The organism is Fusobacterium ulcerans, from assembly GCF_003019675.1.
In the GTDB taxonomy this organism is placed as follows: Bacteria; Fusobacteriota; Fusobacteriia; order Fusobacteriales; family Fusobacteriaceae; genus Fusobacterium_A; species Fusobacterium_A ulcerans.
The window spans coordinates 2,430,318-2,446,798 of record NZ_CP028105.1 but is presented as its reverse complement, the minus strand read 5'-3'; the positions used below and the strand labels follow the sequence as shown (position 1 = coordinate 2,446,798).

At 24.8% G+C, this 16,481-nt stretch carries 16 protein-coding genes; all 16 read right to left on the bottom strand.

Features of this window, described 5'->3' with window-relative positions; genetic code table 11:
• Entirely contained in the window at window positions 1-708 is a 708-nt protein-coding gene (locus tag C4N20_RS11310) for a DUF4241 domain-containing protein (protein WP_005976420.1), read from the bottom strand.
• Between the two features lie 8 nt (window positions 709-716).
• Window positions 717-1,223, bottom strand: coding sequence for a helix-turn-helix domain-containing protein (locus C4N20_RS11305; RefSeq protein ID WP_005976418.1), 507 nt, complete (start codon window positions 1,221-1,223; stop codon window positions 717-719).
• Window positions 1,224-1,436: 213 nt separating this feature from the next.
• Window positions 1,437-2,435, bottom strand: coding sequence for an acyltransferase (locus tag C4N20_RS11300; RefSeq protein WP_231940512.1), 999 nt, complete (start codon window positions 2,433-2,435; stop codon window positions 1,437-1,439).
• A 71-nt stretch (window positions 2,436-2,506) separates the two neighbouring features.
• On the bottom strand, window positions 2,507-3,511 hold the full coding sequence (locus tag C4N20_RS11295; RefSeq protein ID WP_106878584.1) for a glycosyltransferase family 2 protein: 1,005 nt from the start codon (window positions 3,509-3,511) through the stop codon (window positions 2,507-2,509).
• On the bottom strand, window positions 3,512-4,915 hold the full coding sequence (gene wzx, locus C4N20_RS11290) for an O-unit flippase-like protein (protein ID WP_005976417.1): 1,404 nt from the start codon (window positions 4,913-4,915) through the stop codon (window positions 3,512-3,514).
• Window positions 4,916-4,938: 23 nt separating this feature from the next.
• On the bottom strand, window positions 4,939-5,775 hold the full coding sequence (locus C4N20_RS11285; protein ID WP_005976415.1) for an NAD-dependent epimerase/dehydratase family protein: 837 nt from the start codon (window positions 5,773-5,775) through the stop codon (window positions 4,939-4,941).
• 2 nt (window positions 5,776-5,777) lie between these two features.
• Complete coding sequence (gene rfbC, locus C4N20_RS11280; protein ID WP_005976413.1) at window positions 5,778-6,320, bottom strand: dTDP-4-dehydrorhamnose 3,5-epimerase; 543 nt, start codon at window positions 6,318-6,320, stop codon at window positions 5,778-5,780.
• A gap of 1 nt (window position 6,321) precedes the next feature.
• A complete protein-coding gene (gene rfbG / locus C4N20_RS11275) occupies window positions 6,322-7,398 on the bottom strand; it encodes a CDP-glucose 4,6-dehydratase (protein WP_040490654.1) in 1,077 nt (358 codons plus the stop codon).
• A gap of 11 nt (window positions 7,399-7,409) precedes the next feature.
• A complete protein-coding gene (rfbF, locus tag C4N20_RS11270; protein ID WP_005976409.1) occupies window positions 7,410-8,183 on the bottom strand; it encodes a glucose-1-phosphate cytidylyltransferase in 774 nt (257 codons plus the stop codon).
• Between the two features lie 12 nt (window positions 8,184-8,195).
• The gene (gene rfbH / locus C4N20_RS11265) at window positions 8,196-9,539 is read right to left on the bottom strand and encodes a lipopolysaccharide biosynthesis protein RfbH (protein WP_005976407.1); all 1,344 of its coding nucleotides are present in this window, start codon (window positions 9,537-9,539) and stop codon (window positions 8,196-8,198) included.
• Window positions 9,540-9,558: 19 nt separating this feature from the next.
• Window positions 9,559-10,635, bottom strand: coding sequence for a hypothetical protein (locus C4N20_RS11260; protein ID WP_005976405.1), 1,077 nt, complete (start codon window positions 10,633-10,635; stop codon window positions 9,559-9,561).
• Window positions 10,635-11,543, bottom strand: coding sequence for a glycosyltransferase family 2 protein (locus C4N20_RS11255; protein WP_005976403.1), 909 nt, complete (start codon window positions 11,541-11,543; stop codon window positions 10,635-10,637). Before C4N20_RS11255 ends, C4N20_RS11260 begins: the two co-directional genes overlap by 1 nt.
• Window positions 11,544-11,740: 197 nt before the next feature.
• On the bottom strand, window positions 11,741-12,835 hold the full coding sequence (locus C4N20_RS11250; protein WP_106878583.1) for a glycosyltransferase family 4 protein: 1,095 nt from the start codon (window positions 12,833-12,835) through the stop codon (window positions 11,741-11,743).
• 120 nt (window positions 12,836-12,955) lie between these two features.
• Window positions 12,956-14,029 carry a mannose-1-phosphate guanylyltransferase gene (locus C4N20_RS11245; RefSeq protein WP_005976402.1) on the bottom strand — a complete coding sequence of 358 codons (1,074 nt, stop codon included), beginning with the start codon at window positions 14,027-14,029 and terminating at the stop codon, window positions 12,956-12,958.
• 13 nt (window positions 14,030-14,042) lie between these two features.
• Window positions 14,043-15,758 (bottom strand): phospho-sugar mutase, encoded by a 1,716-nt coding sequence (locus C4N20_RS11240; protein ID WP_005976400.1) that lies wholly within the window; start codon window positions 15,756-15,758, stop codon window positions 14,043-14,045.
• A 7-nt stretch (window positions 15,759-15,765) separates the two neighbouring features.
• Complete coding sequence (locus tag C4N20_RS16390) at window positions 15,766-16,233, bottom strand: hypothetical protein (protein ID WP_147385036.1); 468 nt, start codon at window positions 16,231-16,233, stop codon at window positions 15,766-15,768.
• Between the last annotated feature and the right edge of the window lie 248 nt (window positions 16,234-16,481).

The following is a 16,481-nucleotide window of genomic DNA, read 5'->3' as shown; positions in this document are numbered from 1 at the left end:
TTATTCTTCATTATCCTCATCTTCATCACTTTCTTCTAATTCACTAGGCTCTATAAAACTTATTGTAAGAGAACATATTTTTCCAGTTTTATCATATCCCCAATAGCAAGGATACACTCCATCTCCCCATCCACTAGCAAATATGACAACATTTTTATCTGTTTCAGGAATAGTCCAATTTAAAAAATCTCCACAATCTCTTTGATAATCTGGATATTTTTTGTAACTCTCTCCTAACAAAGAAGCAAAATAATCATCATATATATTATCAAAATCTGAATCTTCTTCCATTTTCTTTGTAAATTCTGCTGTTAATTTTGCTGCTTCTGTATCTGCAAAGCACCCCATTCCAGCATCTACAAAAAATCCAAAAAATTCTTTATTTTCTCTGCTTAACTCTGAAATATCATCATTTTTCTGAAGAGCTAATTGATAATACTCAGCTTTCTCATTAGACACATTAAGCCTTGCTCCCATATATCTGATTCCCCACTCTTCATCATCTAGTACTGCTAAAGTTACAGGATATTTTCCAGTAGGAATCTCTTCCACAAAAGCTTCTCCTTCACCATTTACTAAACTTACTAGAGGATCACAGCATATTATTTTTCCAGATGTTACATTTAATTCTCCTATGTTTATTATCTTAAATTTTTCACTTTCAAATACTTCATCTAAGTTATAATATGGTTTCAATATTTCTTTCATCTTTCCTCCTACACACTTACTTTCTCTTTCTTCTTTTCAAACAACATCATTCCTAATCCTATTGTTCCAACTACACAAAAAAATATAAAAACAGGAGTTACTTCATGTAATATCAAAAAACCAGAAAATCCAGTCAACAGTGTTCCATCCCACATCACTCTATATGTAGGATAAACTATAGACAGTATCCAAAATACTGCTATAGCTACCACTCCAACTGAAAACATTGTAAATCCAACTTTAAACATAAAACTAGTATGATGTGCCAATACATCTTTTTCCTTTTCTTTCCTCAATATATCAATACATTTTTCTTCTGCTACATCTTTTAATAAATAATCAGTTGTTACTTCAAAAATATTACTCAACTGTATTATTTTATCTATCTCTGGAAGTGACTGTCCTGATTCCCATTTAGAAACTGACTGCCTTGAAACTCCCAGTAACTGTGCCAGCTTCTCCTGTGACATACCATTCTGCTTCCTCAATTGTTGTATTTTTACAAACAGTTTCATAATTTTCCCCCTTGCATATGTGCTTTATATATTCATATTTTACCACAACTATCAGTTGCACTCAACCAAGTGTATTTTATTTTCTGTCAATCAACGGTTGCAATATAAAAAATCCAGAAGATTTTTAGATCTTTCTGGATTAATTCTTTTATAAATTCAATTTATTTTTTCTAACTTATCTTTTAAAATTTTTGGTTATACAAAATAAATATTTTAATCATTTTTTAAACATTTCTCTAAAAATTTAGAAAATATATATGAAAATATAAAAGTTAATAAAGTAACAATTGGAATGTAAAATATTGGATTATATTCCCTTTTTATGCTTATATTTATTAATTGCAAGATCATTGCATGAATTAAATATATGTTAAATAAATGTTGTGGCAACTCTCCAAAATTATTTTTTAATTTTTTCAAATTAGAAAAAGCTAAATAAAAAAATATAGATCCAAACATAACAAAAGGCAAATTATTATCATATAGATATGTTTCATTAAAGATATTTTTTCTAATTATAAATTCTGTTCCTCCAATAATTAACATTAAAAATATAATAGAAATTATAATTGTTATTTTAAAATTACATACTTTTCTTTTTAAAGAATATCCCATTATAAAATAACCTAAATATTTTATAAATTTTAATTGATTAAAATACCATATATATTTCAAATAATAAAATTTATAATTTTTATAATAAAAATTACTTTCTTTTAAATATATTTCTAATAAAGTTATTACTAAACTTAGTATAAAAAAAATAATTCCAAAATAAAAAAATTTTTTTTCTCCTATTTTGTTTTTTACTTTTATTAATTTTGGAACCAATAAATATATACCTAACATCATATATAAGTACCACAAATGAATTGATGGCTGCCCTATTATCCATTCTTTTACTGGTTTATAAACATCTTCAATATTTACTTTATTGATATATTTCATTACAATAATTAAATAAAAAAAAATAAAATATATAAAACTCCAAATAAGCATAGGAATTAAAATTTTTTTATAAATTTTAGAATAATAAAATTTATATTCCATATTTTTATCAATTGACAACATATACCTTCCACTTATCATCACAAATAATGGAACTGAAATTCTTGAAATTGAATCATAAATATTTCCCACTGTAAATTTCCAATTAAGAATTTCTATATATGTATTGACATAATATCCTGAAACATGTATAGTTATAACCATTATACATGCTATCATTCTTAAAAAATCCATATTATTTTCTCTTTCCATTTTCTCTCCAAATACAAATTCTTTTAAGCAAAAATATTTCTGTAATAGTTTCTTAATTTTATTTTAAAAACTTCTATCTTATTTTCATTTAAATTGTATTTAAAATTCATATCCCAAAATTCTAATTTATTTTTATAAATTTCTGTAAAAACTATACTTTTTTTATAGTATTTTTTATCTTTTATAAAATTTTTTACTAAAAATTCTCTGAAATTTTCTAATTGAAGTATCCACTTTTCTCCAATTTCTCTTTTAAAACTTTCATTTTGCTGAATCCTATAATAGGCCAATTCTTTGTTTAATAATTTTATTCCATATTTATAAAAAAAATTAGCCTGAAATATATAATCTGAAGTGGGATAATACTCTTCATTAAATCCCCCTAATTCAACAAAATATTTTTTAATATATACTGTTCCTAAAGTTCCTTGAACTAATTGCATATAAAAAAAGTCTAAAATATTATATTGTTTTATCTTTTTTATAGAACAAATCATTTTATATATTTTCTTTAATATTTTTTTTATAATATTTTTTTTATAATTATTATTCTCTTTTTTTCTATAATCATAAATTTTTGAAACTACAGATATTGCATTATCTTTTTTTATATTTCTCATTATTTCATATAAAAAATTTTTATTTAACCAATCATCATCATTTAATATTGTAACATATTCTCCTCTAGCTAACTCTACGCATCTATTCCAATTTCCAAACATTCCTATATTTTCTTCATTTTTGTAATATAGTATCTTAGGATTATTATATTGTTTTATTAATTTTTCAGTTTCATTTTCCTCTTGTGACGCTTCATTATCAACTACTATAACTTCATAGTTTTTAAACTCAACTTGATTTATTGCACTATTTAAAGCATCTTTTATTAAATAATATCTCTTATAAGTTGGAATTGCTATAGTTATTTTAGGATTTGGAATATTCTCTGTTTCCCCTACCAGCAAATTCGATTTTATATGTTTATATTTTGCAAAGTTATCTTTGTATTCAAAAAAATTTTCTTCCATTTATATCCTCTCTCCCTTTAAAATTCTTACTATTTTTTTTATTCCAATTTCCCATAACTCAAAAAAATTTATTTTTAGTTCTTTATTAACTTCTAAAGGCCATTTCCAGTTATTATACATTAATTGGACTATGGCTTGTGAAATCAACAAACTCCATAATCCTAAATCTGTAAAGTTTATTAAAAACAAAGAAATCAATACCATTGCTATTCCTGATAGAATAGAAGAACTTACAAAGGGAATTCTATTACTTGTAGTTATAAAAGTAGCTGCATTTGAATGTATCATCTCTAATAATAAATAACCTCCTATGAATAGCATTTGATTACTATTAAGCAATTTTGTATTACTTCCTAAAATTGATATAAAATATGGAGCTACATATACTATTGATATTATCCCTGAAATAAAAATAAAAATATTTAATACAAAGCACATTGAATATATTTCTTTTATTTCTTCTTCATTTTCTTTTATTCTATTTTGAACAATTTTAGGAATAAATACTGTTAATAATGTAGTTGCTATAGAACTTAATATAGTAAATAACTGTAATGATAGTCCATATTGAGCAACAATATCCAATGATAAATATTTCGAAGCAATTAAAATATTACTTTTTACTATTAAAAATCCTCCTAAAGATACCAATCCCAATTTATTAGCATTATGAAAAATTATCTTGAATAATTTTTTATTTATTTTTGAGTCTATATTTTTTAATTCTTCTTTAAGTTCTTTTGTAAAAAATTTTTTAGAAGATAAAATTCTTATTACTATTACAGAAGCTAAATTTCCTAAAGATATCCCTATAAGTCCTAAATTAAAATATAATCCTAAAAAAGAAAATAATACAAATGCTAATCTTGAAAATATTGTTATTTTATTAGCATCTGCTATCATCCCTTTACCTCTAAGCAATGCATTAAAATAATAATAATAAAAATTTATGATTAGAGAAAAAATATAAAGATACCAAGCTATCATAATATATTTAGAATTATCCAATTCTTTAATTAAAGAATTAATATAAATAGAACCCAAAGTACTTAGTAATATTAATATTATAATAGAAATTCTTCTATAAATAGTTTTACTAGTTTCTATTATATCTTTTAAAAGTTTATAATTTATTCCACTGCTTTTTTTCTCTGATATTCCTTGTTCTAATAATTCTTCTACTCCACTAAAAACATAAGATATATTCCTTTGAATTGTTGGTAAAAAACCAAAATCTAATAAGGCCATCAAGCTTGCTATAGCTAAGAAAATATACCATATTCCCAACTCAGCTGAAGACAACTTTTTTAATATTATTGGAAGAATAAACACTCCTGCTCCAATATTTAATAATTGGGCTGCATAACTCCAAAAAATATCATTTTTTGTCACTTTTATTTCCAATTTTCAAACTCCCTTTACCTGTATTAAATTTTTTTTAAAGTTTTTATTGGCCCCATAACTTCTCTCTTTCTATATGGTTTTGCTCCCCAATTTATCTTCAATTTCTTTCCAGTTTTTTTTTCAAAATTTTCTACTATTCCTCTCAATGAAATCTGTTTTCCTGATGATACTCCATAAACTTCATTCCTTATTTCTTCATTACTTTTCAATAATTCATATGCCTTTATAAAAGTATCTGTCACTATGTCTATATGAACCAAATCCAATTTTTGTTCCCCTAAAGACATCTCTAATTCTTTTCCTTCATCAACAAATTTATTTAATAGGTTAATAAGTTTAGGTCTTTTGTCATTTTCTCCATATGTATCAAATAACTTTAAAGTTATACATCTAACTCCTTCAGCTTCAACATAATATTTTATTATCTTTTCAAAGGCTTCTTTTGTAGCAGCATATAAATCTACAGGATTATATTCTTCGGAGTTATAATGTTGCCATGAAGTTCCTGTATTTATTAACAGTTTATTTTCACTTTCTTTCATTCCTTCTAAAAGATGAGTTCCAAATACTATATTGCTGTTTAATAAATTATCTACATCTTTACTTTCATGCTCTGCTATAAATAAAGAAGCTAAATGAAATACTATCTCAAACTTATTTTCTTTAAAAAATTTAATCATATTTTTTAAATCATTGTCATATTCAAATATATTTATTTTATTTTTTATTTCTTCTAAATTATCTAGTTTTGAACTTTTTCTACATATTATTGTTACATTCCAATCTTGTTCTATTAATTTTTTACAAAGATTTGATCCAACAAACCCTGTTGCTCCAGTTACCAGACATCTTTTTTTCATATTTAAAATACCTCTTTTTTCAAAAAATCATTCATACTCTCAAAATTTTTATCTCTTACTGATAGTATAGGTTCTTCTGTTCTCCAATCAAATCCAATACTATTCCATCTGATTCCATAATCACTTTCAGAATTATATACTGTCGCTACATTGTAAATCATTATACTTCCATCTTCTAGAGACTTAAATCCATGCGCTAATCCTTTGGGAATATATACAGAATATCCATTTTCTTCTGATAATTCTAAACTTATATATTTTCCTAAAGTTTTAGAATTTTTTCTTAAATCTACAATAACATCTAATACTTTTCCCTTTGCTACATAAACTAATTTTTCATGTTCAAAAGGAGGAAGCTGAAAATGCATCCCTCTTATTACATCTTTATTTGAAATTGAAAAATAACTTTCTCTAAATTCTGTATAAAGATTATTTTTTTCAAATTCATCTTTATTATATGTTTTAATAAATATTCCTCTTTCATCTTGGAATATTTTATTTTTTATAATAAAGACTCCTTCTAATTCTGTTTTTATAATTTCCATATTATTCACCCAACTTAGAAAATTCATTTATCTGTTTTATACAAAGTTGATATACATCTTCATTTTTGTATCTCTTATACCATTCAGCAGTTAATTCTATACTTTTATCTATTGTTAATGTAGGTTTCCATCCTAATTCAAATCTTGATTTTGTTATATCTAGTAGCAATAGTTTAGCTTCATGCAAAGCATTTGGATCAGAAATATCTTTTAGATTTCCTTTTCTATAATCTTTTACTATTTTTTCTGCTACTTCCCATACATTTACTATGGCATCTAGATTTGGTCCAAAGTTCCATCCTTCACAATATTTTATTGGATCTTCCATCATCTTTTGCCCTAATAGAAGATATCCACTTAATGGTTCAAGGACATGTTCCCATGGTCTTATTGATTTTGGACTTCTTATTTTTATATCTCTATCTTCTTCCAATGCTCTTATACAGTCTGGTACTATTCTGTCTTTTGCCCAGTCTCCTCCACCAATTACATTTCCAGCTCTTACACTTGCTATACTTTTTCCATGTTTTTCATAATCTTTAGGATTAAAAAATGAATTTCTCCATGATTGTATAGCTATTTCACAAGCTCCTTTAGATGAGGAATATGGATCATATCCTCCAAAAGCTTCATTTTCTCTATATCCCCATATCTGTTCTTTATTTTCATAGCACTTATCCGTTGTTATCATTATTCCTATTTTTGTATTCTCACAGTTTCTTATCTCTTCCAGTATATTTATAGTTCCCATAAGATTAGTTTCATATGTTTCTACTGGAATATCATATGATAGTCTTACTAATGGCTGAGCTGCTAAATGAAATACTATTTCTGGCTTATATTTATCAAATACTTCTTTTAAATGTTTTCTATCTCTTATATCTCCTCTAATATCAACCATTTTTTCAGATAAATGTGATAAAACAAAATTGTCCTTTTCTGTATATGGTTCTAATGAATAACCTATTACTTCAGCGCCTAATTCCCTGAGCCATATTGATAACCATGAACCTTTAAATCCTGTATGACCTGTTACCAGAACTCTTTTTCCTTTATACACATTATTAAAGTTTTTCATTTTTCCTCCAATTACCATACTTTCCATGGAGCTTTTCCACTATCCCACATATCATTTAATTCTTTATTATCTCTTAATATATCCATAGGCTTCCAGAATCCTGTATGTTTAAAAGAATTCATTTTTCCATCTTTAGCTATATTTTCTAGAGGAGCTCTTTCAAATATAGTTGAATCTCCTTCAGTTATATAATTAAATACTTCTGGTTCACATATGAAATATCCTGCATTTATCCAGCTTCCATCTCCTGCTGGTTTCTCTGTGAAAGCCTTTACATTTCCCAGCTCATCTATATCCAACGATCCAAATTTTCCTTGCGGTTTATATGCTGTAACAGTCAAAGTTTTACCACTTTCTTTATGGAATTTTATGCTTTCACCTATATTTAAATCTGTTACCCCATCACCATATGTTAAAAGAAAAGTTTCATTTCCTATATATTTTTCTATTCTTTTAATTCTTCCACCTGTCATAGTTTCAAGTCCTGTATTTACAAGAGTTACTTTCCAGTTTTCAGAGTGACAATCATGCACTGTCATTTCATTATTTTGCAGATCAAATGTCACATCACTTGTATGAAGAAAATAATTTGAAAACCATTCTTTTATGATATATCCTTTGTATCCACAACAAATGATAAATTCATTTATCCCATAATGAGAATATGTTTTCATAATATGCCATAAAATAGGCTTTCCTCCTATTTCTACCATTGGTTTTGGGATAAGGTTTGTTGCTTCACTAAGTCTTGTTCCATATCCACCTGCTAATATTACTGCTTTCATATCTTATCCTCCTTACCCAAGTATATATTCTTTTATTTTCTTTATCATAAAATCCAGCATTTCATCTGTCATTCCAGGATATACCCCTACCCATAGAGTGTTATTCATTATGAAATCTGTATTTTTTAAATCTCCTATTACTCTGAATCCTTCTCCAGTCTTTCTCATTTCATCAAAAGCTGGATGTTTTAAAAGATTTCCTGCAAATAGATTTCTTGTTTGTATTTTATTAGCTTCAAGATGTTTTGCAAGTTCCACTCTTGATTTTCCTGTTCCTTCTTTTACAGATATTAAAAATCCAAACCAGCTTGGTTTTGAGTTCTTTTCTGGTTCTGGAAGTATTATCTTATCTTGAATATCTTTCAATCCTTCATACAATCTATTCCAATTTTTTCTTCTTGCCTCTACTATATGTGGAAGCTTATCTAATTGCGCAACTCCAATAGCTGCCTGCATATCTGTCACTTTTAGATTATATCCAAAATGTGAATATACATATTTATGGTCATATCCTAATGGAAGCTCTCCATACTGTTTAGTAAATCTCATATGGCATGTATCATCTACACCACTTTCACACCAGCAGTCTCTTCCCCAATCTCTGAAGGATTTTATTAATTTATGAAGCAGAGGATTATCTGTATATACTGCTCCTCCCTCTCCCATAGTCATATGATGAGGTGGATAAAAACTTGATGTTCCTATATCACCTATTGTTCCTGTTTTTTTCCATTCTCCATCTATATAGTATTCAGAACCTAAAGCATCACAGTTGTCCTCTACAAGCCATAGATTATGTTTTTTACAAAAATCTTTTACTCCTTGAAGATTAAAAGGGTTTCCTAATGTATGTGCTATCATTACAGCTTTTGTTTTTTTGCTTAATGCTTCTTCTAACATATTGACATCTATGTTATATGCTGGAACTGTTACATCTACAAATACAGAAACTGCTCCATATTGAATAATTGGAGTAACTGTAGTAGGAAATCCAGCTGATACAGTTATTACTTCATCTCCTCTTTTTATTCTTCTGTCACCTAACTCTTGAGCAGTTAAAGCCATAAATGCAAGAAGATTAGCTGATGAACCTGAATTAGTTAGAGAACAGTATTTTATATCAAGATACTCAGCCATTTTAGTTTCAAATTTCTTAACCCATGGTCCAGAAGTAAGCCAGAAATCTAAAGAAGAATCAACAAGATTAACCATTTCCTGCTCATCAAAGAATCTTCCTCCATAGTTGATATATGTTTCTCCTTCAGTAAAGTCTTTTTTATCTCCAAATTTTATATTATGATATTCTTTTACTTTTTCTAATATTTCTTGCTTTAAATTTTCTAATTTTTTTGGCATTTACTTTTCCTTTCTTAATTTACTTTATATTTTTTATAGTTATTTCTTTATTTCCAAATATATATTCTGGAATTATAAAACATATTATATTTACAAAATAATAAAAGACTATACTTTCCATGAATCCTAAAATTAAAATAATTGAAAAAATTCTTATAGCTTTATAATCTTTATTTTTATATAATAAATTTATAATATAAAAAATTACTATAATGCACAATATTAACCCTAAAATACCATTTTCATAAATAATTTTTAAATATATATTATCTAATGGATAATAGGTATTATAAATTTCTGTCATATTTTTTCCCAAAAATGTAATTGAAATATTTTTTAAATAACAATATGAATATATTAACCGCCCACTAAATAAACCATCTAAAATACTATTATGAAAAAATATTGGTAAAATTATTGAAAAAATTACTATTATAATTTCTTGCAAATAAAATAATACTTTTATTTTACTTATAAATTTATCTCCTAAAAAAATTATACTTAAAAATAAATTAATTAATAAAAAAGAAGTTCTAGAATTTGTATAATAGAACAAATAAATATTTATAATTTCAAAAATTACTATTAACATTATTTTTAATCTAGAATAATATAAATAATATAATAAAAAAAATATAGGAAGCATTAATACCATTGTTGTATTTGGGTGTGAAAATCCTAAAGGATTCCTTATTTTTAAGATATCACCATATCTAGTTAATCCATATTTTATATTATTAAATTCTAAATAGCCAAAATAATTTAAAACTAAAGTTAGAATATAAAAAAATAACATTATTATTAATATTATTTGTAATCGTCTTTTTTTTGTTAAAAACCTAGAAATAAAAACAATATAAAAAGATATATAATATTTTCTTAAAAAAATAATCAATAAAAATAAGATACTTATTTTCAAATTATCTTTTTTATTAATTTTCATATCAATAATATAAATCAAAGTCAATATTAACAAAATAGTACTTTTCAATTTAATATTTATTTTTATATTATAAATCTCATTTAAATAAAATACTAAAATTAATAAAAAAAGAATCATAAAATAAATTAAATTTTTATCTAACTTATTTTTCATTAAAAACTTCCTATTTTTATTATGTTTATTATTTTTTTAATTTGGGATTTTAAAATTATATTTATTTGTTGAAAAACAAAAAGTATTTTTAAATTAATTTTACTTCTTTTTACTAGCTTATTTTCCTTTAAGTATTCATAATGTTTTTCTATAAAAATATTATTATTTTTTATTGCTGAATAATTCCATTTTATCTTTCCTATTATACCTTTTAAGTGTGCCCCTCCTGATGCTTCTATTCTTGGTAAATTTATTCCTATAGCTCTACTATCATACATTATTTTTTTTCCTTGTTTATAAATTTGTAATATGAAATCTGTTTCTTCTCTGAAACAATTTCCTTTATAGTCTAAAGAAAATCTAACTTCTCCTATTGCTTCTTTTTTTATCAAAAAATATGCATGAGTTACTGGAATTTCTACTGGAATTTCTGTTTCTTTCTCAAAATTAAAGTATAATTTATTAAAATCAACTATTTTTTTATTAGTTATTTTTTTAAATTTTTTTATAAACTTGTCTATATTTCTCAGTTCTTTTTTATTTTTAAAATATAATGCTTTTGCTCCAACTAAATCAGCATTATATTTTTTCATTGTTTCAGTTAAAAATTTAATAGAATTCTCCATTAATAATGCATCATCGTCTCCAAAATAAATATATTCATTATTTTTATCTGCTAATTCTATCCCTTTATTTTTTGCACCAGTTTGTTTTGAATTTTTTTCCATTCTATAATATTTTAATTTAGGAAAAATTTTTTTCAATTTTTCTGCTACTTTTTTTGTACTATCTGTAGAGCAATCATCTATAAGTAGTACTTCTTCTACTCCAGGTTGGAAATAAGTTGGAATCGTTTTTTCTAAAATATGTGCTCTATTATAACTTGGAATTATTACTGATATTCTCATTCTTAATTTTTTTCCTTTCTTTAACAATTTATTTATATATATCACATTATTCAAAGTTAACTTATATTATTTTTTAATACTTAATTTTTTTATAAAAACTACATTGATTATGTAAAAAATATCTAAATTTTTATAAGTTTGTTATAGTTTTTATTTCTGTTATTCTTTCTTTTTAAATTTTATTTTTAATTATTTTTCTAAATTAAATCATTTTCTTTTAAAAAAATGTCCATACTTTTTAAGGCTGATTCATTTGAATACTTTTCTTCAAATTTTTTTCTAGAATAAAAATTAAACTTTATCCCTTTATCTTTATTAATTTTATCAATAAAATCTTTCTCTGTCTGACAAAGTCCTCCAATTTTTTCATAATCAACATCATATCCTTCAAAAGCTTCTTTTGTTCCATAAATAGTCTTTCCATACATCATAGCTTCTGCTGTTTTAACTTTCATTCCTGCACCATCAAATATGGGCATTACCATACAAATAGCATTTGTATAATATTTTTCAAGATTATTTACAGTTCCAATAACTTCAACATTTTTTCTTTGTAATTCTTTTTTCTTTTTTTCAAATCCTTTTCCTACTATTAAAAGTTTTTTATCCTCAATATAAGGCATAACATTTTCTATAAACCATTTTATTCCATAATAATTAGCAAAAAAAAGCGACCCTACAAATAAAATATAGCTATTTTCTATCTTAAAATTATTTTTTATAACCTTATCGTTTAAAGTTATTGGTAATTCAAAATTACTATTTCTTCCATATTTTTCTAATAGTCTTCCACTATCTCTATTATTTAAAGTAATTAAATAATCTGAAAATTTCACAGCTAATTTTTCATTATAATATGTAGCTTTTAACTGAATATAATATATTTTTCCTTCTCTTTTTATACGTGATTTTATGAAATCATATTCAATATTTTGAAAAAAAGTTATAATTTTTATATTATTGTTAATTTTCTTTATTTTTTTAGCTAATTTTCCAAAATTAGAGCTTTCTAAAAAAATAATTTCATATTTCTTTTTTTTTATTGAATCTAGTATCATTTTTTCTGATGAATAGGTTAGTAATCCAGCATAGTTAAATATATTATTCAATAAAGTAAAAAACTTATTTTTAGGAGCTTTAAATTGATTTTTATTATCTAGTTTTGAAAAATTTATTAAATCTATTAAAAAAAAATTCTCCATAATTTTATAATTTCTATAACTACAAATATTCCCTCCAAAGTTTGTTTCATTAATATCTGTTGAAGAAATAAATAACATCTTTTTTATCATGATCACTTCCTTGTAAATAATTATATTTTGCCTAATAGGCACAGATTCAAAATATATTATTCTTGTATTTATATATCAAAAATCCTTTTATATTTCATTACTTTCCTTCATTATAAAATTTTATAATTTTAGTAATTTTTTAATATCCTGTATTTTTTCACGTTTTGTTATTAACAAATTATTGCTATTTTTTACTATCACTAAATTTTCTATTCCTAATAATGATATATTCAAATCATCTGATATCACTATATTGTTTCTTGAATCCAATTCTCTTATCTCTTTTCCTCTCACTACATTTCCATTTTCATCTTTTTCAAATATCTCATCAAAAGCATTAAAGCTTCCTATATCATTCCAACCTATATCCACTGGTATCACTCGTATATTCTTTGAATATTCCATTATTCCAAAATCTATTGATATTTTTTCAAATTTATCAAAGTATTTCTTTACTTTGTTACTAAGTTCTTCTCCTGTTAAATTTTCTTTAAATTCTTTTTCTATTTCTTTAAGTATTGTTGAATGTTCTTCCATCAATACTTCAAAATTTTTAAATATTGTATCTGTTGTAAATATAAACATTCCACTGTTCCATAGATATTTTCCACTTACTAAATAGCTTTCTGCTAACTCCTGGCTTGGTTTTTCCCTGAATCTTTTTACTTTACATATAGAATTAAGTTCTATTTCATCATCCTTCACTTCTATATATCCATATCCTGTTTCTGGTTTATCTGGCTTTATCCCTAAAGTAACTATCATTCCATTTTCTTTTGCTTCTTTTGCTGCAATTAGTATGACTTTTCTAAATTCTTCTTCTTCCTTAATTAAATGATCTGAAGCTAGCACCACTACTTCCAGTTTTTCCCCATCTTTTAATCTATTTTTAAATCTGTTTTCTATTATTAAAGATGAATATCCTATTGCTGCTGCTGTATCTTTAAAAGCTGGTTCTATTATTATATTTTCTTTGGGAATATCGCTTAATTCTTTTTCTATCTCTTTTGCTTGTATGATATTTGTTGCTATAAATATATTTTCTGCTTCTATTATAGGGAGTATCCTGTCAACAGTTTCTCTTATCATTGTTTTATCTGAAAATATTTTTAGAAGCTGCTTTGGTCTTTCTGGTGTTGATAATGGCCAGAATCTCTCTCCACTTCCTCCTGCCATAATAATTGCTGTCAACATTGTTCTTTTCCTCCTAATTTAAAAGTGATTCCATATACTTTTTAAAGTTATTTAATATATCTTCTAATTTTTTATCTGCTTCTTCCTTACTTTTTTCTCTAGTATAGATGTAATATTTTATCTTTGGTTCAGTTCCTGATGGTCTTACTGTTATATATGTTTCATCTTCTAAAATATATTGGATAACATCTGACTCTGGAAGAAATAATTCTGATTCTGAATTATTTAAATAATTCTTCTCTTTTTTTACTTTATAATCTTTTACTATATTTATCTTCTTATCTAAAAGAACTTTTAAATCTCTTTTTCTAAGTTCTTCCATCATCTTTTTTATTTCTTCTGTTCCTTGTATTCCTTCTCTTTTTACTGGATATGTTATTTCACTATACCAACCATATTTATCATAAAGTTTTTCTAGTTCTTTTACTGGAGATGTTCCTATACTTTCAAAATATGCTGTCATTTCAGTTAAAAGCATTACTCCAAGTATTCCATCTTTATCTCTTACATAAGTTCCTTTCAGATATCCAATAGATTCTTCCATTCCAAATACAAAAGAATTATCATATTTTCCCTCTTCAAATTCTCTTATCTTTTCTCCTATATATTTAAACCCTGTAAGAGTTCTAAATACTTTTAAATTTCTTTCTTCAGCTATCTTATCTAATATTGGAGCAGAAACTATTGTTGTAACTACTGCTCCATTTTCAGGTATATCTTTTTTATTATCTAAAATATATTTTAAAAGAAGCATTCCTATCTGGTTTCCATTTAAATATATCCACTCATTATCTTCTTTTACCATCATTCCAGTTCTATCTGTATCTGGATCATTTGCTAAACACACTTTAGCTCCTGTTTCTTCAGCCAACTTTATTGAAAGATCAAATACACTTTTTTCTTCTGGATTAGCATATGAACAAGTTGGAAATTCTCCATCTGGCTTCTCCTGCGCCTCAACTATATGTATATTTTTATATCCCAATTCATTTAACAGTCTTTTTACTGGTCTTCCACCTGTTCCATGAAGAGGTGAATATACTAATTTAAAATTTTCTTTATCAGATAAATCTTTTAGAATAGACTCTTTCTTCACATTTTCTAAATATTTACTATCTAACTCATCATTTAAAATATTTAATAACCCCAACTTTTCTGCTTCCTCTTGAGTTATAATCTTTACATCTTCAAATTCATCAGTTTTATTTACTTCTTCTATTATTCCAGAAGCTTGAGGTTCTACTAATTGCCCTCCATCTTCCCAATATACTTTATATCCGTTGTATTCCTTGGGGTTATGTGAAGCAGTTATCATTATTCCAGCCTGACACCCTAGTTCTCTTACAGCAAATGAAAGTTCTGGAGTACTTCTTAATGAAGAAAACAGATATGTTTTTATTCCATTAGCACATAGAACCAAGGCTGAGTTCAAAGCAAATTCATATGAATTAATACGACAGTCATATGCAATTACAACACCTTTATTCTTTCCAAATTCACCACTTGAATTGATTAAATAGTTTGAAAGTCCTTGAGTAGCTTTTCTAATCATATATATATTCATACGATTAGTTCCCATACCCATTATTCCTCTCATTCCTCCAGTTCCAAATTCAAGGTATTTATAGAAACTATCTTTTACTCCTTTCCCATTCAATTTTTTTATTTCTATTTTTTCATTTTCAGAAAGGTATTTATTTTCTTTCCAATTCTTATATTTTTTATTCATCGCTTTTCTATTTAAATTCCTTTCTTTTTTTATAAAAGACATAAAAATATGTTAATATTGCATAAGACGTCACAGTTATGTACCCAGTATTAAAAGTTAACAATGTTAATAACAAAAAATCACTTGTCTTCAATTTTAATTTTTTTAGCAACAAAATTCCTGTAAAAAATATTATAATTCCATGATGCAATATTATTTCACTAATACTTGTAAATATTTTTAAACTACTTAATTCTTTTAAAAATAATAAATTTGGATAATTATTTAAAATTTCACTTATTGTTTTTATAGGAAATATTAAATGATATAAATTATATTTTAAAATAATAAAATATCCACCTAATCTATGATTCCATGTTTCATGTCTTGGAATAAAAAATCCTTTTTCAAAAAGATATTTTGAAAAAATTATCAAAAATATTATTATCATTAAAGTACTAATAATCAATGGTATTTTATTTAAATATTTTTCCATTTTCTTTATAGCAAAATATACAAATAATAAAGGGGACATTTTACTCATACTTATAATAAATCCTATAATTAATAAAATACTTTTCCATTTATCTTTTTTTATATCTTTATCTTCTATATACAAAATAATTGTTATAACCATCAAACTTGCAAAAAATCCAACTTCTCTAGATAACCCGCTAGCTCTTTTTAATAAACCTATTGAAAAAAAATTAGCGTTTGCTGGACCAGCAAAACTTCCTAAAAAAG